Genomic DNA, 16,499 nt, shown 5'->3' with positions numbered 1-16,499 from the left:
GCGGCGACCGCCCCGCGCGCGAGGATCGCCCCACCCGCGAGGAGCACGCCCCGCGCGAGGAGCGCCCCGCGCGCGAGGACCGGCGCCCGCAGAGCTACGAGGCGCGGCGCGAGGAATTCCGCCGCGAGCGCCGTGAGGACCGCGAGGCCGGGCCGACGCCGCGCGGCTTCGGCGATGCCGTGCCGGCCTTCATGCTGGTGGCCATCCCGCGCCCGCGCCGCGACGCCGCGGCCGAGGGGCCTTCCGGCGAGGCCGAGCCCGAAGCGGCCTGAAACCGCCCGGGGCGGTTGCCCGTTGCCGGCAGCCGCCTAGATTGCCCGCCGCGGCCATCCTTCGCGCCGCGCGCCAAGAGATAGCCAGGAGCGCACCATGAACGTCGTCAGCCCGGTCGCCGCCGAGGCGCCCAAGAAGTCCTCCACGGCGCCGTTCAAGTGGGACGACCCCCTGCTGCTGGACGAGGCGCTCACGGAAGACGAGCGCATGATCCGCGACGCGGCCCGGCAGTTCTGCCAGGAAAAGCTGATGCCGCGCGTCCTCATGGCCAACCGGAACGAGTCCTTCGACCGGGAGATCATGAACGAGTTCGGGGAGATGGGCTTCCTCGGCGCGACCCTCGACGGCTATGGCTGCGCCGGAGTCTCCTACGTCGCCTACGGGCTGATGGCGCGCGAGGTGGAGCGCGTGGACAGCGGCTACCGCAGCGCCTTCTCCGTGCAGTCCTCGCTCGTCATGTTCCCGATCCACGCCTTCGGGTCCGAGGAGCAGAAGCAGAAGTTCCTGCCGAAGCTGCGGACGGGCGAATGGGTGGGCTGCTTCGGCCTGACCGAGCCCGATGCCGGGTCCGACCCTTCGTCGATGCGCACCCGCGCGCGGAAGGTGGATGGCGGCTACCTCGTCTCCGGCTCCAAGACCTGGATCACCAATTCCCCGATCGCCGATGTCGCCGTGATCTGGGCGAAGGACGATGAGGGCGTGCTGCGCGGCTTCCTGCTGGAGCGCGGCATGAAGGGCCTGACCTTCCCGAAGATCGAGGGCAAGTTCAGCCTCCGCGCCTCCGTCACCGGCATGATCATGATGGACGACGTCTTCGTGCCGGAGGCGAACCGCCTGCCCGGCGTCAAGTCCCTCGCCGGCCCCTTCTCGTGCCTCAACCGCGCCCGCTACGGCATCGCCTGGGGCGCGATGGGGGCGGCGGAATTCTGCTGGCACGCAGCGCGCGAGTACACGCTGGGCCGCAAGATGTTCGGCCGCCCGCTGGCGCAGACGCAGCTGGTGCAGAAGAAGCTGGCCGACATGCAGACCGAGATCACGCTCGGCCTGCACGCCGTCCTCCGCGTTGGCCGCCTGTTCGACGAGCACAAGGCCGCGCCGGAGATGATTTCCCTGGTGAAGCGCAACAACTGCGGCAAGGCGCTCGACATCGCCCGTGTCGCGCGCGACATGCATGGTGGCAACGGCATCGTCGACGAGTACCATGTCATCCGCCACGTCATGAACCTCGAGACGGTGAACACCTACGAGGGCACGCATGACGTGCACGCGCTGATCCTCGGCCGCGCGCAGACCGGCCTGAACGCGTTTGGCGGGTAGGGTAACGCAGGCTCCCCCGACCCTTCCCCACCGCGGGGAAGGGCCGGGGCCGCGCTGAACCCGCATGGAAGCGGGCTCCGTCGTCCCGGTCGGCACAGCCATCGCCGGCGCGCTCACCCCTGCCTTCCTGCTGGCCGGCGTGATGACCGCGCTGCGCGTGCTGTCGGAACGGCGCAACCGCCTGGTGGACCGCGTCCACGCGGCCCGTGGCGGGCGGGAATCCGAGATCGACATCGCCCGCCTGCGCCTGCGCGCGGGCATCGCGCTCGGCGCCATGCTGGGCTGCATCCTGTCCGCCATCCTGGTCTGCGCGCTGGTGGCGGCGACCTTCCTCGGCCTGCTCTACGACCTGCCGCTGCGCAGCGCGGTCATCGCATTGATGCTTGGCGCGATGGTGATGCTGGCCGCCGGGCTCGGCTGCTTCTTCGCCGAGGCGCTGCTGGCCCGCACCGACCTGCCACCAGGGGATCCCCGTTGAGATGCGCCTGACCATCGACCGCATGGGCAGCGGCGGCGACGGCGTGGCGGCGACGCCCGACGGCCCGCTCCACATCCCCCGCGCCCTGCCGGGCGAGGTCGTGCTGGCCACCCCCGCCGGTCGCGGCCAGGCGGTGCTGGACGCGGTGGAGGCCGCCTCGCCCGACCGCGTCGCGCCACCCTGCCCCCATTTCGTCGAAGGCTGCGGCGGCTGCGCCCTGCAGCACTGGGCGATGCCCGCGCAATCCGCCTGGAAGCGCGCCCGCCTGGCCGAGGCGCTGGTGCGCGCCGGCTTCCCGGACACGCCGGTCGCCGAAGCCGCCGAGACGCCGCCCCGGGCGCGCCGGCGCGCCGACCTGGCGCTGCGGCGCCGGCCGGATGGCAGCGTCGCCGTGGGCTTCCACCGCCGCGGCAGCGCCGACCTGCTGGACCTTCGGGAATGCCATGTGCTGCGGCCGGAGATCTTCGCCCTTCTCGCGCCGCTCCGCGCCCTGCTGCGCCGCCTGCCCGCGCTGGGACGGGAGGGTTCGGCAGTGGTGAACCTGCTGGAGACCGGGCCCGACCTGCTGCTGCGCACCGACCGGGACCTGGACGCGTCGGGCCGCCGCCTGCTCGCGACCTTCGCGGCCTCGCTCTCCATCCCCCGCATTGCCTGGGCGCGGGGCGAGGGCCTCGCGGAGAACGCGGTGCAGTCCGGGCCGGTGCGGCTCTCCCTCGGCGGGGTGGCGGTGACGCCGCAGCCGGGCGCCTTCCTCCAGGCCAGCCGGGAGGGGGAGGCCGCGATCGTCGGCGCCGTGCTGGCCGGCCTGCCCGCGAAGCTGCCGGCGCGGGCGCGGCTGCTCGATCTCTATGCCGGGCTCGGGACGCTGAGCTTCCCGCTCGCCGCCCGCGGCCGCGTGACGGCGGCGGAAGGCGATGCCGGCGCCTTCGCGGCGCTGGACGCCGCGGCGCGAGGGGCGGGCGGGCGCGTCACCGCGCTGAAGCGCGACCTGGCGCGGCAGCCCTTCCTGCCGGCGGAGCTGAAGCCCTTCGCCGCCGTCGTGCTCGACCCGCCCTATGCCGGCGCGGCGGAACAGGTGGCGCAGATCGCGCGCAGCGCGGTGGCGCGGGTGGTCTATGTCTCCTGCAACCCGGTCGCGCTGGCGCGGGATGCGGCGGCGCTGCGCGGGGCGGGCTTCGCGGCGCTGGCCGCGGTGCCGGTGGACCAGTTCCGCTGGTCGGCGCATCTCGAATCCGTCATCGCCTTCGCGCGCTGACCCGCCTGCGACGCCGGCCGGGGGCGGCGCGCACGGATGTTTTCTTACGCCGCCGGACAAGTCGGGCTTGCATCCGTGCCGCGGCGCACAACCTCAGCGCGGCCGCACCGCCAGGGAGGGAAGCGCAGCATGGAACGTCGTCGCCTGATGATGGGGGCGGCTGCCGCCCTCGCCGCGCCCGCGCTGCTCCGCGCCGCACCCGCCGGGGCCCAGGCTCCCGCGTCGCAGGCACAGGCCCCCGCGCCGCTCGCGCAGCCGCCGGGCTTCTTCCGCACCCGCCTGGGCGGCTTCACCATCACCCAGCTGCATGACGGCAGCCGCACCGTGCCCCTGCAGGGCTTCGTCCGCAACGCCCCGATCGAGGAGGTGCAGCGCACCCTGGCGGAAAGCTTCCTGCCGACCGACGCGCTCCGCATCACCTTCACCGCGCCGCTGGTGGAGACGGGGCGGCACCTCGTCCTGCTCGACACCGGCAACGGCGCGCAGCCCGCCGGGTCCCCGGTCGGGCGGGTGGCGGAGAACCTGCGTGCGGCGGGCCTCGACCCAGCCCGCATCACCCATGTGGTGATCAGCCATTTCCATGGCGACCACATCAACGGCCTGACGCTGGCCGACGGCACTGCGGCCTATCCGAACGCCGAGATCCTGGTGCCCGAGGCCGAATGGCGCTTCTGGACCGACGAGGCGGCGGCGAGCCGCGCGCCGGAGGCGATGCGCCCCGCCTTCGCCAATGCCGCCGCCCGCTTCCGCCCCTACCAGGGCCGGGTGCGCCAGCTCGGCGACGGGGCGGAGGCGGTGCCGGGCATCCGCCTGTCCAGCGCCTTCGGCCACACGCCGGGCCATTCCGTCATCCACGTCGCGGATGGCGCGGAGCAGCTGATGTATGTGGCGGACGTGACCAACCGCCCGGAACTCGCCGCCCGCCGCCCGGATTTCCATATCATGTTCGACATGGACGGCGCCGCTGCCGAGGCGACGCGCCGGCGCGTCTTCGACCGCATCGCGGCGGAGCGGATGCGCGTCGCCGGCTTCCACTTCCCCTTCCCCGCCATCGGCCACATGGCGAAGGAGGGCGATGGCTACCGCTTCGTCCCGACGGACTGGGCGGCTTCGGCATGAGGAGGGACGGGATGATGATGGACCGCAGGACGATTCTCGCCGCCGGTGCGGCCGCCATGGCGGCGCCGCGGGTCGCCGCAGCCCAGGGAAGCACCCAGGGGGGCAACCCGGCCAGCCACCGCATCGCGGTGGGCGGGCTGGAAGCCTTCGTCGTGACCGACGGGCAGGTGGCCCGCGCCGACGTGACGCAGGGCGTGGTGGCGAACGCCACCGCCGAACAGGTGCGCGGGGCGCTGGCCGCGGCGGGCATCCAGGGCACCGCCATGCCCAACCCGTTCAACATCACCATCGTCCGCACCCCGCGCGGGCTGGTGGCGCTCGATGCCGGGCGCGGCGCCGTGGGCGGGCAGCAGGCGGGCGGCGTGGTCGCCAACATGCGGGCCATCGGGCTCGACCCCGCGCAGGTGGTGCTGGTGGCGCACACGCATTTCCACGGCGACCACATCGGCGGGCTGGTCGATGCCGCCGGCGCGCCGGTCTTCCCGAATGCCGAGATCGCAGTGCCGGAACGCGAATGGAGCTTCTGGACCGATGCCGGGGAGGAGAGCCGTGCCGCGGAGAACCGGCGGCCGAACTTCGCCAATGTGCGCAACCGCTTCGCCCCCTACCAGGCGAAGGTGACGCGCTTCGCCCCTGGCACGCAGGTCGCGCCCGGCATCACCGCGGTGGCGTCGCCCGGCCATTCGCCCGGCCATTCGTCCTTCCTGGTGGCGGACGGGTCGCAGCAGCTGCTGGTGATCGGCGACGCCATCACCACCCCGGCCTTCTTCATGGCGAATCCGGAGTGGTATCCCTTCTTCGACATGGACCCGCCGATGGCGGTGGAGACTCGCAAGCGCCTGCTGGACCGTGCCGCGACGGACCGCATCCCGGTGGTGGGCTACCATTTCGACATGCCCGCGACCGGCCGTGTGGAACGCGCCGGCAGCGGCTATCGCCTGGTGCCGTCGGGCGCGTAGGGCAGTCGCGTTCCGCGTCAGCCCCGCAGCACCTCGGGGTTGACGCAGGCGCCCGGCGCGGGCGGCCGGCCCGACAGGATGTCGAGCAGGTTGGCCGCCGCCACCCGCGCCGTGGCGCCCCGCGCCACCGTGGTTCCCGCGCCCATATGCGGCGTCAGGATCAGGTTCGGCACGCCGTCCAGCGGCGTCGCGGGCGGCGGCGGCTCGCTCTCCCGCACGTCGAGGGCGGCGCCGCGCAGCCGTCCCGCGCGCAGCGCCGCGGCCAGCGCCGCCTCGTCCACCAGGCCGCCGCGGCCGGTGTTCACCAGCATCGCCCCGGGGGCCAGCAGGTCCAGCTCCGCCGCCCCGATCATGCGGCGCGAGGCCGGTGTCAGCGGCGCATGCAGCGAGACGACATCGGCCCCCGCCAGCAGGTCCCGCAGCGATGCCGCGCGGCGCACCGGCGCGATGTCGCCCGCATCGGCCAGGCGCGGGCTCCAGGCGGAGACGCGCATCCCCATCGCCAGCGCGATGCGCGCGACCCCGCGCGCGATGCCGCCATAGCCGACGAGCGCCAGCGCCCGCCCATGCAGCTCGATGCCGAGCTGCGCGCGGTCCCACCGCCCCGCCTGCGTCGCGCGGTCGTGGCGCGGGATGTCGCGGGCCAGCGCCAGCATCAGGCCGATGGTGAATTCCGCGACCGACTGCGCATTGGCGCCCGCCGCCGCCATCACCGCGATGCCCCGTGCGGTTGCCGCCGCCACGTCGATCACGTCATGCCCCGCCGCCGCGCGGGAGATGACGCGCAGCGCCGGGGCCGAGGCGATGGCCGCGGCCGAGATCGGGATGAAGCGGGAGATCACGCCGTCGAAGCCCTGTTCCGCCAGGCGGCGCTCCATCTCCGCGCGTCCGCCCTCGGCGGAGACGAAGGAGACGCGGCAGCCCGCCGCCTCCAGCAGGTCCATGCCCGCCTGTTCGAGGCGCGGTGCGGTGACGAGGATGTGGTGGGCCATGCCCCGCATGTCCGATGCCGGCGCGTGCGGGTCAATACGCCATCGGCCGCGGGCCAACCGGCCCCGCGCCGCCGCGTTGCATCCGTCGCGCCCGCCGCCGCCCCCTTGTCAGGCCGGCCTTTCCCGGCTTTCTGCGCCTCCACAACCCGGAGTTCCCCCATGCGCCGCCGCAACCTGCTGCTGGCCGCCCCCGCCCTGGCCCTTGCGCCCGGCGGGGCCCGCGCCCAGGCCTTCCCTTCCCGTCCGATCCGCGTCGTGGTGCCCTTCGCGCCGGGCGGGGCGGTGGACATCACCGCCCGCCTTCTCGGCGAAAGGCTGCAGCCGATCCTCGGCCAGACCGCCATCATCGAGAACCGCGGCGGCGCGGGGGGCAACCTCGGCGCCGATGTGGTCGCCAAGGCGGAGAAGGACGGCCACACCATCGCCGTCACCACCGCCACCATCATGGCGGCGAACAAGTTCCTCTACCGCCGCTCCATGCCCTTCGACCCGGTGCGCGACCTTGCGCCGGTGACGCGGGTCTCCACCGGGACGGTGCTGCTGGTGGTGAACAGCAGCCGCCCCTGGCGGCATTTCAACGACCTGATCGAGCATGCGCGCCGCAACCCCGGCGCGGTCACCATGGGGTCCTCCGGCACCGGCACGGTCAGCCACCTGACGATCAGCGCGGTGGCGCGCGCGGCGGGCGTGGACATCACCCATGTGCCCTATCGCGGCGGCGGGCCCGCCATCTCCGACCTGCTCGGCGGCACCATCGACATGATGTTCGACGTGATGCCCGCGCTGATGCCGCATGTGCGGGAGGGGCGGTTCCGCGCCCTCGCCGTCGGCAGCGCGGACCGCGTGGACTATGTCCCCGGCCTCGAGAACGTGCCGGGCATGCGGGAATTGCTGCCGCAGTCGGGCATCGATTCGCAGAGCTGGTACGCGGTGAACGCCCCTGCCGGCGTGCCGGAGGACCGGATCGCCACGCTGCACCGCGCCATCGTGCAAGTGGTCCGCACCGACGACTTCCGCTCGCGGCTCGAACCGCTCGGCTTCAAGCCGATCTGGGACGAGACGCCCGCCGCCTATGGCGCCTACCTGCGCGAGCAGGAGCGCGTGTGGCAGGCGATCGTCGAGGCGTCGGGGGCGACGCTGGATTAGCCCGCGATCGTCCCCAGTGTGCACGCCGCAGGCGGGCATACGCAGGGCGTGAATCGCCGGTCCAGGGCCTGCGCCCCCGCGGCTGCCGCCGCGGGGGCGATGCGCCGTCAGCCGAAGGCCTGGCCGAGCCGGGCCAGCACCCGCGCCTCCGCCTCCGACACCTTGCGGCCGAGCCCGAGGAAGCCGCCCGCTGCCTCCGCCACGCGGCGGGCGCGGCCGATCGTCTCGTCGCGCAGTGCCGCGCGCGCCTCGGGCGCGAGGCCGGCGGCGACGGCCTTCACGTAGTCCCGCCAGGCCTCCTCCATGTCGCGCCCCGGCGGCGCGGCGAGCCAGCCTTCGAGCAGGGCGCGGGCTTCCGGCTGCGCGTCCAGCCCCGAATCGCGCGCCGCGTCGCGCAGCGCCGCCTTTTCCTTCGCGTCGAGCGCGCCATCCGCCCAGGCCACCAGCACCAGCGGCACCACCGCCAGCGCGGCCACGCCCTGCGGGCCGAGCCGGAGCGCCACGAAATGGTCGAGCACCGCCTCGTCCGCGATGCCGGAGGCGTCGCGGATCGCCTGCTTCAGCGTCCGCGTGCGCTCGGCCTCGCGCAGGCCCTCCAGCAGCGCCTCGTCCTGGGCGCGGAAGAACGCGTTCTCGAGCGAGCGTTCGATGGTCTGGATCACGTCGCCCTGCATCGGTCGCTCCCCTTTCCTGCGCCGGCCGAGGATACCGTCAGCGCGGCGGGTCCGCCACGCCGCGCTGAGGGCCGGAGCCGAGCGGCGGCGTGACCCAGCAATCCACCGCGCCGAGGGAGCGCGTGCAGAAGGGCGGCGCGGCCGGTGGCGCCGGCGGCGGCGCGCACCAGCTCTCGCGCCGTTCCAGCCGCACGATCGAACAGTCCCCTCCGGTCGCCCAGCTCGCGACATGGTCGACCGGCGTCCGCCCGGTGAGCACGACGGATGCCCCGCCGACCGCCGCCACGGGGCCGAGCGCCGGCTCCAGCCCGCAGGCCGCCAGGGCGCAGAGCGGCAGCAGCAGGGCGGGGCGGCGGGGGCGGGCCATGCGCCAGCCTCGCCGGCCGGGCTTAACGCGCTTTGAACGGGCGGCTATGGTCCGGCCCGAACCCCCTTCCCCGCCGCGCGCGGGGACGCCCCAGACGCAGAGGACCGCCCTTGCCCGACATCTTCGACGAGGTCGAAGAAGACCTTCGCGCCGAACGCGCGCGCCGCCTGGCCCGGCGCTGGGGCGGCGTCGCCTTCGGCATCGCGCTGGTCGTGGTGGCCGCCACCGGGGGCTGGCAGGGCTGGCGCTGGCACCAGGCGCGGCAGGCCACCACGGCGGCCGAGACGTACATGACGCTGCACCGCGCCGCCGAGCGCGAGGGCGCGGACCTTGCCGCCGCAGGCAACGGCTTCGCCGCCCTCGCGCGTGAGGCGCCGGAGGGATATGCGACCCTGGCGCGGCTGCGCGCCGCCGCGCTGAAGGCCTCGGTCGGCGATGCCGCGGGCGCCACGGCGCTGTGGGACGCGGTGGCGGCGGATGGCGATGCCGACCGCCTGTACCGCGACCTCGCGACGCTGCTCTCGGTCAGCCACGCGCTCGATGCCGGGGACCCGGCGCAACTTGCCGCGCGCATCGCGCCGCTGACGGCGGAGGGGAATCCCTGGCGCGCCTCGGCGCGCGAGGCGCAGGCGCTGATCGCGCTGCGCCGCGGCGCGCAGGAGGAGGCCCGCCGCATGCTGGAAGCCCTGGTCGCCGATCCCGCCGCGCCGCCCGGCGTGCGCGAAAGGGCGCAGCGCGTCGCCGCGGGGCTCCGCGGCTGATGGCCGGCCGGGTCTTCCCGCGCCGCGCGGCGCTGCTCGGCGCCGCGGCGCTGCTTTCCGGCTGCGGATCGCTCGACGGCATCCTCGGCACCCGCAAGACGCCGCTGCCCGGCGAACGCCGCAGCGTGCTGCGCGCCGATCCCACCCTGGCGCCGGATGCGGGCGTCGATGGCGGCGCGGTGGCGCTGCCGCCGGCCGGGCGCATCGCCGAATGGCCGCAGGTGGGCGGGCCGCCGAGCCACGCCCCCGGCCACGCCGCGCTGGCCGAGGCCCCGCGCCAGGCCTGGCGCGCCTCGATCGGCTACGGGTCGGGCTACCGGCAGCGGATCACCGCCGGGCCGGTCATCGCGGGCGGCCGCGTCTATGCGGTGGATGCCTTCGGCGAGGTCTCGGCCTTCGCGCTGGAGAATGGCGGGCGCGTCTGGCGCACCGACACCTCGCGCGAGGATGAGAGCGCGGGCGCGATGGGCGGTGGCGTCGCGGTGGAGGGCAATGTCGCCTATGTGGCGACCGGCCTCGCCGACGTGCTGGCCCTGAACGCGGAGACGGGCGCCGTGATGTGGCGCGTCCGCATCCCCGCCCCCGCGCGCGGCGCGCCGGCGGTGGCCAATGGCCGCATCTTCGTCCCCACGGTCGAGAACCAGCTCCTCGCGCTTTCCACCGAGGACGGGCGGCGGCTCTGGACGCACCGGGCGCAGCCGCTGGTCACGCTGCCGCTCGGCCTGCCGACCCCGGCGGTGGAGGGGGAGACGGTGGTGGCCGGCTTCGGCACGGGCGAGCTGACGGCGCTGCGTGCCGCGGATGGCCGCGTGCTGTGGGGCGAGACGCTGGGCGGCGTCGCCAATACCAGCCTGGCCGACATCGTCGGCATCACCGGCTATCCGGTGATCGACCGCGGGCGGGTGGTGGCGGTGGGGCTGGGCAACGTCACCATCGCCGTCGACCTCCGCAGCGGGCGGCGCCTGTGGGAGAGGCCGTTCGGCGGCGGCAACGGCGCGGCGGCGGCGGGCGACTGGGTCTTCGCCGTCACCCGCGCGGGCGATGCCGTGGCTCTGGGGCGTGAGGACGGGCGCATCCGCTGGGTGCGGGAGCTGGACGCCGCGCCGGAAGGCGGGCGGCGCGGCGAGCCGGCGCAGTTCGGCCCGCCGCTGGTGGCGGGCGGGCGCATCCTGGTGCCGTCGAGCCGGGCGGAGCTGCTGATGCTCGACCCCGCCGGGGGCGCGGTGGCGGGGCGCGTGCCGCTTTCCGCCGGCGTCACGCTGCCGGGCGCGGTCGCGCAGGACACGCTGGTGCTGCTCGGCGACGACGGGACGCTGATGGCGCTGCGCTGAAGGCGCGGCGCCCGGCGCGGTCCGCATTTGGCAAAACCGGGCGCCGGGCCGATATAGCGGCCGCATGTCCTACACCGTCGCCATCCTCGGCCGCCCCAATGTCGGCAAGTCCACGCTGTTCAACCGCCTCGTCGGCCGACGGATCGCCATCGTGGACGACACGCCCGGCGTCACCCGCGACCGCAAGGATGCGGAATGCGAGATCGGCGGCGTGCCGATCCGCCTGGTGGACACCGCCGGGCTCGAGGAATCCGCGCCCGACACCATCCCCGGCCGCATGCGCGCGAGTTCGGAAGCCGCCCTGCGCGCCGCCGACCTGGTGCTGTTCGTCATCGACGCCCGCGCCGGGCTGACCCCCTCCGACCGCGCCTTCGCCAACTGGCTCCGCAAGGCGGAGGTGCCGGTCATCCTGATCGCCAACAAGGCGGAGGGGCGGCTGGGCGGGCAGATGGCGCTGGAGGCCTATGAGCTCGGCCTCGGCGACCCCATCCCGGTCAGCGCCGAGCACGGGGACGGCTTCGGCGACCTGCATGACGAGGTGCGTGAGCGGCTGGGCGGCGGCGCGCGCCCGCCGAAGGGCGAGCGGGAGCGGCCGTTGCGGCTGGCCATCGTCGGCCGGCCCAATGCCGGCAAGTCCACCCTGCTGAACGCCTTGCTGGGCGAGGAGAGGATGATCACCGGGCCCGAGCCGGGGCTGACGCGCGACGCGGTGGCGGTGCAGTTCCGCGATGCCGTCGGCCCGGTGCGGCTGGTGGACACGGCGGGGCTGCGGAAGAAGGCGCGGGTCGAGCAGGCGCTCGAGAAGATGTCGACCGCCGCCACCATCGCGGCGCTGAAGGAGGCGGAGATCGTCGTCCTCGTGCTCGACGCGCTGCTGGGCATGGACGAGCAGGACCTCCGCATCGCCCGGCTGGCGGAACGGGAAGGCCGGGCGGTGGTGATCGCGCTGAACAAGTGGGACGCGGTGGAGGACCGCGCGGCGGCGCGCCGCCGGCTGGAGGACGTGCTGACGGCGAGCCTGGCGCAGCTGCGCGGCGTGCCGGTGGTGCCGATGTCGGCCGCCAATGGCCGCGGGGTCGACCGGCTGATGCCCGCCGTGCGGGAGGCCGAGGCGCTGTGGAACCGCCGGGTGCCGACCGGCGAGCTGAACCGCTGGTTCGAGGCCATGAAGGAACGCCACCAGCCGCCGCTGGTGGAGGGCAAGCGCATCAAGCTGCGCTACGCCACCATGCCGAAGGCCCGCCCGCCCACCATCGTCGTCTTCGGCACCCGCGCCGAGATGCTGCCCGAGGACTACCGCCGCTACCTGGTGAATTCGTTCCGTGAGGCCTTCGCCATGCCGGGCGTGCCGATCCGCCTGAACCTGCGCGGGACCGACAACCCCTATGCGGAAGGTGAAGAGTAGGGCCAGCCCGGCCCGTCCCGTACCTCCGCCAGCACGCGGGCCAGGTTGCGCCCGATCCGGCGCTTCGCCTCGGCCCAGTCCACCACCGCGAAGGCATCGAGTTCCGGCTGCCAGCGCCCGGCGCGGTCGCGGAACCTCGAACGGCAGACCAGTGCCGCCGGATCGGGCATCGCCTCCACCGCCCAGAGGAACAGCGCAAGGTCCTTGCCCGGCCGGTAGCGGTGCAGGCCGAGCGGGCGCAGCGCCGCCTCGGGCGCCGCCAGCCCGGTCTCCTCCGCCAGTTCGCGGACGGCGGCGGCACGGTGGGATTCCCCCGATTCCGCCAGGCCCTTCGGGACATCCCACAATGCCAGGCCGGTGAAGCGGCCCAGCAGCAGGCGCGTGCCGTCATCGGTGACGATGACGCCGCAGCTCACCCGTCCCGCCATGTTCCATTCCCCTGCCCAGGGCACGGGCAGCGCCCGGCCATGTTGCCCAAATGTGTTCCACGCATTGCAGACTTGCAATTTTTGCTCGGACACGCGATGTGCCGCGTCAGATGCGGCCCGATCAGAACGCCGCCGGGAGACAGGGAACCAAAGCGATGACGTGGAAGATGCTGGCGGCCGCCGCGGCGGCCTTCGTGACCTTCGGCGTGGGCGAGGCCATGGCCGGCCGCGACCTCGACCAGATCAAGGCCCGCGGCAGCCTGCGCTGCGGCGTGCAGGGGCCGTCCAACCCGGGCTTCGGCGTGCCCGACAGCCAGGGCCGCTGGGGCGGCTTCAACGTGGAGATCTGCCGCGCGGTCTCCATCACCATCTTCGGCGACCCGAACCGGGTGGAATTCGTCCCCGTCACCACCCAGTCGCGCTTCCCGGCGCTGGCGGCGGGCGAGGTGGACGTGCTGTCCAACAACTCCACCTGGACGCTGACGCGCGATTCCAACGTCAACCGCTTCAACTTCCCCGCCGTGGTCTTCTATGACGGCCAGGCCATCATGGTGCCGCGCCGGCTGAACGTGACCAGCGCGCGGCAGCTGAACGGCGCGACGGTCTGCGTGCAGCCCGGCACGACGACGGAGCTGAACCTGGCCGACTATTTCCGCCAGAACAACCTTCGATTCACCCCGGTGGTGATCGCCGACCTCGACGAGCTGCGCCGCGCCTACGACAGCGGCCGCTGCGACGTCTTCACCAACGACTTCGCCGCCCTCGCCGCGCAGCGCACGCTGCTCTCCCGCCCCGCCGAGCATGTGATCCTGCCCGAGCGCATCTCGAAGGAGCCGCTGAGCCCGGTGGTGCGCCAGGGCGACGAGGAGCTGACGAACATCGTCGCCTGGACGGTGTTCGGCCTGATCGACGCCGAGGAGTTCGGCATCGGCATGGCGAATGTCGAGCAGGTCGCGGCCAGCGCGACGGACCCGCGCGTGCGCCGCCTGCTCGGCGTCGAGGGCAACATGGGCGAGAGCCTGGGCGCGGCGCGCCCGGACTACATGCGCCAGATCATCCGCACCTTCGGCAACTACGGCGAGATCTTCGAACGCCACCTCGGCGCCGACACGCCGCTGCGGCTGGAGCGGGGGCAGAACAACCTCTGGACCCGCGGCGGCCTGCTCTACGCCCCGCCGGCGCGCTGACCCGGGACGGCCGCGCGCCACCGCGCGCGGCCCCCGAAGGGGGCGGGCGCCACGCCGGGCAAGGCCCGCCCCCTTCCCCGCCCCGGCACCCATGGGGCCGGCACCAGGCCCTTCCTCCGGACGGACCGCATGAGCACCACGACCTCCGCCGTCCTGCCGCCCGCGCGCGGGCTGATCCCGCTGCCGTCGGGCACCACCGCGCGCGGCCTGCTGGTCCAGGCGGCGCTGCTGGCCGCGGTCGTCGCCGCGGGCTGGTGGTTCTGGTCCAACGCGCAGGCCAACATGGCGGCGCGCGGCCTCCAGTTCGGCTTCGGCTTCCTCGACCGGTCCGCCGGCATCCCGATCGGCGAGAGCCCGATCCCCTACACCCCCGCCGACACCTATCGCCAGGCGCTGACCGTCGGCCTGCTGAACACGCTGCGCGTCGCTATGGCGGGCATCGCGCTCTGCACCCTGTTCGGCATCCTGCTCGGCCTCGCGCGGCTGTCGTCGAACCCGCTGCTGCGGGCGCTGGTGGGCGGCTACATCGAGGTGATCCGCAACACGCCGCTGGTGCTGCAACTGGTGTTCTGGCACGCGGTGATCCTGCAGCTGCCCTCCGTCCGGCAGGCGCTGAACCCGCTGCCGGGCGTCTTCCTCAGCCAGCGCGGGCTGAAGCTGCCGGCACCGCTGGCCGAGCCCGCGCTGTGGGTCTTCCTGGCCGCGCTGGCGGCGGGCGCCGCGGGCTGGCTGCTGCTGCTGCGGCGGGAGCGCGCGCGCCAGGCCGGCACCGGTGAGCGGAAGTCCACGCTGCTGCGCGGCCTCGCGCTGCTGGCCGGCCTGCCCGCGCTGACGCTCGCGGTGGGCTTCGCGCCGGCGGTGAGCTGGCCGGAACTGGCCGGCTTCAACTTCGAAGGCGGGCTCACGCTCTCGCCCGAATTCTTCGCGCTGCTGGTCGGGCTCGTCGTCTACACCTCGGCCTTCGTGGCGGAGATCGTGCGCGCGGGCATACAGAGCGTGCATCGCGGCCAGTGGGAGGCGGCGCGCGCGCTCGGCCTCGATGGCGGGCGCATCATGCGGCTGGTGATCCTGCCGCAGGCGCTGCGCGTCATCATCCCGCCGATGACCTCGCAATACCTGAACCTGACGAAGAACTCCTCGCTCGCCGTGGTGATCGGCTATCCGGACCTCGTCTCGGTCGCCAACACCTCCATCAACCAGACCGGCCAGGCGATCGAGGTCATCACCATCTTCATGACGGTGTACCTGGCGATCAGTCTCGCGACCTCCGGCCTGATGAACTGGTACAACGCCCGCGTCGCGCTGAAGGAGCGCTGAGATGAGCGCGACCACCCTCGCCCCCGCCGCGCCGGCCGGCCCGGGCCTTGCCGCGCGCGCCGCCGCCTTCGCGCGCGCCTGCTTCGCCGGGCCGCTCAACGCCGCCATCAGCGTCGCCTGCTTGGTCCTGCTGTGGCTCGCCCTGCCGCCCTTCTGGGACTGGGCGGTGACGCGCGCGACCTGGACCGGCAGCGCCAATGCCTGCCGCGAGGCCGGCGGCGCGTGCTGGGCCTTCGTGCGGGAGAAGTTCTGGTTCTCGGTCTTCGGGCTCTACCCCTACGAGGAACGCTGGCGGCCGGCGACGATGCTGGCGATCCTGGCGGCGATGGTCCTCGCCTCCACGCAGCGACGCCTGCACGGGCGGGGGCTGGTGCTGGCCTGGGCCGTCGCCGCGCCGGCCATGTGGATCCTGATGCAGGGCGGGATCCTCGGCCTGCCCTTCGTGCAGACGCGCCAGTGGGGCGGGCTCGCCATCACCGGGATCATCGCGGTCTACGGGCTGGCGCTGGGCTATCCGCTGGCGATCCTGCTCGCGCTCGGCCGGCGGAGCGAATTGCCGCTGCTGCGCTGGTTCTGCACCGCGGTGATCGAATGCGTGCGCGGCGTGCCGCTGATCAGCCTGCTGTTCATGGCGGCGATCATGCTGCCGCTGTTCATGCCCGCGGGCGTCACGGTGGACCGCCTGGTGCGCGTGCTGGTGGCCTACACCCTGTTCACCGCGGCCTACATGGCGGAGGTGGTGCGCGGCGGGCTGCAGGCGATGCCGCGCGGCCAGTACGAGGCGGCCGACGCGCTCGGCCTGCCCTACTGGCGCAAGATGCGGCTGGTGATCCTGCCGCAGGCGCTGACCCTCACCATCCCCGCGCAGGTCAACACCTTCATCGGCCTGTTCAAGGACACGACGCTGGTGGTGGTGATCGGCGTGTTCGACTTCTTCACCACGCTCCGCGCCGCACTCGGCGACCCGAACTGGCTGGGCTTCCCGACCGAGGCCTACCTGTTCGCGGCCGGGGTCTACTTCGTGCTGTGCTTCGCGATGAGCCGCTATTCGCAGCACCTGGAGCGGACGCTGCGGCCCGGGTCGCGGTGAAGGCGCCCGGGCGGCCACTGTGGATCAGACGTGGAAGCTCTCGCCGCAGCCGCAGCGGCCCTTCTCGTTCGGGTTCACGAAGGTGAAGCCGGCCGACATGGCTTTCACCTCGTAGTCCATCACCGTGCCGGTCAGGAACAGCGTCGCCTTGCGGTCCACCAGCACGGTGATGCCCTTGTCGGTCACCACCTCGTCGCCCGGCCCCGGGCCGTCCACCCAGGACAGGTCGTAGGACAGGCCGGAACAGCCCTTCGTCTTCACCGCGATCCGCAGCGTCCGTCCCTGCTCGGCCTTCGCGTAGAGCGCGCGCAGCCGCTCCGCCGCCGTGTCGGACAGCGTCATCAGCGGCGGCAGGGCCCGGCGCGGGCGGGCGGGGGTGTCGGTCGTCGTGCTCATCGGT

17 protein-coding genes and 1 pseudogene are annotated in these 16,499 nt (G+C 73.9%); 13 read left to right on the top strand and 5 right to left on the bottom strand.

Annotation, left to right across the window (positions count from 1 at the left end):
* The 6 genes and pseudogenes from ACK8OX_RS06870 to ACK8OX_RS06845 all read left to right on the top strand — a co-directional run.
* Nucleotides 1-272, top strand: a pseudogene (locus ACK8OX_RS06870) (DEAD/DEAH box helicase); the annotation flags it as partial.
* 97 nt (nucleotides 273-369) lie between these two features.
* Nucleotides 370-1,590, top strand: coding sequence for an acyl-CoA dehydrogenase (locus ACK8OX_RS06865; RefSeq protein ID WP_430663203.1), 1,221 nt, complete (start codon nucleotides 370-372; stop codon nucleotides 1,588-1,590).
* A 64-nt stretch (nucleotides 1,591-1,654) separates the two neighbouring features.
* The gene (locus ACK8OX_RS06860; RefSeq protein WP_430663202.1) at nucleotides 1,655-2,068 is read left to right on the top strand and encodes a DUF2721 domain-containing protein; all 414 of its coding nucleotides are present in this window, start codon (nucleotides 1,655-1,657) and stop codon (nucleotides 2,066-2,068) included.
* Nucleotide 2,069: 1 nt separating this feature from the next.
* Complete coding sequence (locus ACK8OX_RS06855; RefSeq protein WP_430663201.1) at nucleotides 2,070-3,323, top strand: class I SAM-dependent RNA methyltransferase; 1,254 nt, start codon at nucleotides 2,070-2,072, stop codon at nucleotides 3,321-3,323.
* A 129-nt stretch (nucleotides 3,324-3,452) separates the two neighbouring features.
* Nucleotides 3,453-4,442, top strand: a complete 990-nt coding sequence (locus ACK8OX_RS06850) for an MBL fold metallo-hydrolase (RefSeq protein WP_430663200.1) — start codon at nucleotides 3,453-3,455, stop codon at nucleotides 4,440-4,442.
* A gap of 11 nt (nucleotides 4,443-4,453) precedes the next feature.
* Nucleotides 4,454-5,401, top strand: coding sequence for an MBL fold metallo-hydrolase (locus ACK8OX_RS06845; RefSeq protein WP_430663199.1), 948 nt, complete (start codon nucleotides 4,454-4,456; stop codon nucleotides 5,399-5,401).
* A gap of 17 nt (nucleotides 5,402-5,418) precedes the next feature.
* Here the strand turns inward: ACK8OX_RS06845 and ACK8OX_RS06840 are convergent, their stop codons facing one another.
* Nucleotides 5,419-6,393, bottom strand: coding sequence for an NAD(P)-dependent oxidoreductase (locus ACK8OX_RS06840; RefSeq protein ID WP_430663198.1), 975 nt, complete (start codon nucleotides 6,391-6,393; stop codon nucleotides 5,419-5,421).
* Nucleotides 6,394-6,552: 159 nt separating this feature from the next.
* Here ACK8OX_RS06840 and ACK8OX_RS06835 point away from each other — a divergent pair, with 159 nt between their 5' ends.
* Nucleotides 6,553-7,539, top strand: coding sequence for a Bug family tripartite tricarboxylate transporter substrate binding protein (locus ACK8OX_RS06835; RefSeq protein WP_430663197.1), 987 nt, complete (start codon nucleotides 6,553-6,555; stop codon nucleotides 7,537-7,539).
* A gap of 107 nt (nucleotides 7,540-7,646) precedes the next feature.
* On the opposite strand, the gene ACK8OX_RS06830 is transcribed toward ACK8OX_RS06835, so the two are convergent.
* Nucleotides 7,647-8,213 (bottom strand): hypothetical protein, encoded by a 567-nt coding sequence (locus ACK8OX_RS06830; protein ID WP_430663196.1) that lies wholly within the window; start codon nucleotides 8,211-8,213, stop codon nucleotides 7,647-7,649.
* A gap of 37 nt (nucleotides 8,214-8,250) precedes the next feature.
* Nucleotides 8,251-8,580, bottom strand: coding sequence for a hypothetical protein (locus ACK8OX_RS06825; protein ID WP_430663195.1), 330 nt, complete (start codon nucleotides 8,578-8,580; stop codon nucleotides 8,251-8,253).
* Nucleotides 8,581-8,690: 110 nt separating this feature from the next.
* On the opposite strand from ACK8OX_RS06825, the gene ACK8OX_RS06820 reads away from it, so the two are divergent.
* The 3 genes from ACK8OX_RS06820 to der all read left to right on the top strand — a co-directional run bounded on the left by ACK8OX_RS06820 (nucleotide 8,691) and on the right by der (nucleotide 12,077).
* The gene (locus ACK8OX_RS06820) at nucleotides 8,691-9,341 is read left to right on the top strand and encodes a tetratricopeptide repeat protein (protein ID WP_430663194.1); all 651 of its coding nucleotides are present in this window, start codon (nucleotides 8,691-8,693) and stop codon (nucleotides 9,339-9,341) included.
* The gene (locus ACK8OX_RS06815) at nucleotides 9,341-10,672 is read left to right on the top strand and encodes a PQQ-binding-like beta-propeller repeat protein (RefSeq protein WP_430663193.1); all 1,332 of its coding nucleotides are present in this window, start codon (nucleotides 9,341-9,343) and stop codon (nucleotides 10,670-10,672) included. The genes ACK8OX_RS06820 and ACK8OX_RS06815 overlap by 1 nt, the downstream gene beginning before the upstream one ends.
* A gap of 64 nt (nucleotides 10,673-10,736) precedes the next feature.
* Nucleotides 10,737-12,077 (top strand): ribosome biogenesis GTPase Der, encoded by a 1,341-nt coding sequence (der, locus tag ACK8OX_RS06810; RefSeq protein ID WP_430663192.1) that lies wholly within the window; start codon nucleotides 10,737-10,739, stop codon nucleotides 12,075-12,077.
* Here the strand turns inward: der and ACK8OX_RS06805 are convergent.
* Entirely contained in the window at nucleotides 12,056-12,505 is a 450-nt protein-coding gene (locus tag ACK8OX_RS06805; protein ID WP_430663191.1) for an NUDIX domain-containing protein, read from the bottom strand. The genes der and ACK8OX_RS06805 overlap by 22 nt on opposite strands.
* Before the next feature lie 155 nt (nucleotides 12,506-12,660).
* Between ACK8OX_RS06805 and ACK8OX_RS06800 the strand changes: the two genes are divergently transcribed.
* From ACK8OX_RS06800 to ACK8OX_RS06790, 3 genes are all read left to right on the top strand, one after another.
* Entirely contained in the window at nucleotides 12,661-13,692 is a 1,032-nt protein-coding gene (locus ACK8OX_RS06800; protein ID WP_430663190.1) for an amino acid ABC transporter substrate-binding protein, read from the top strand.
* A gap of 129 nt (nucleotides 13,693-13,821) precedes the next feature.
* The gene (locus ACK8OX_RS06795) at nucleotides 13,822-15,009 is read left to right on the top strand and encodes an amino acid ABC transporter permease (RefSeq protein WP_430663189.1); all 1,188 of its coding nucleotides are present in this window, start codon (nucleotides 13,822-13,824) and stop codon (nucleotides 15,007-15,009) included.
* A 1-nt stretch (nucleotide 15,010) separates the two neighbouring features.
* A complete protein-coding gene (locus ACK8OX_RS06790) occupies nucleotides 15,011-16,099 on the top strand; it encodes an amino acid ABC transporter permease (protein ID WP_430663188.1) in 1,089 nt (362 codons plus the stop codon).
* Nucleotides 16,100-16,123: 24 nt separating this feature from the next.
* On the opposite strand, the gene ACK8OX_RS06785 is transcribed toward ACK8OX_RS06790, so the two are convergent.
* Entirely contained in the window at nucleotides 16,124-16,495 is a 372-nt protein-coding gene (locus ACK8OX_RS06785; RefSeq protein ID WP_430663187.1) for a HesB/IscA family protein, read from the bottom strand.
* Nucleotides 16,496-16,499: the final 4 nt, after the last annotated feature.

The organism is Falsiroseomonas sp. CW058 (assembly GCF_050563535.1).
In the GTDB taxonomy this organism is placed as follows: domain Bacteria; phylum Pseudomonadota; class Alphaproteobacteria; order Acetobacterales; family Acetobacteraceae; genus Falsiroseomonas.
The sequence above is the reverse complement of the archived record's forward strand: the minus strand, read 5'-3'. Positions and strand labels throughout refer to the sequence as shown.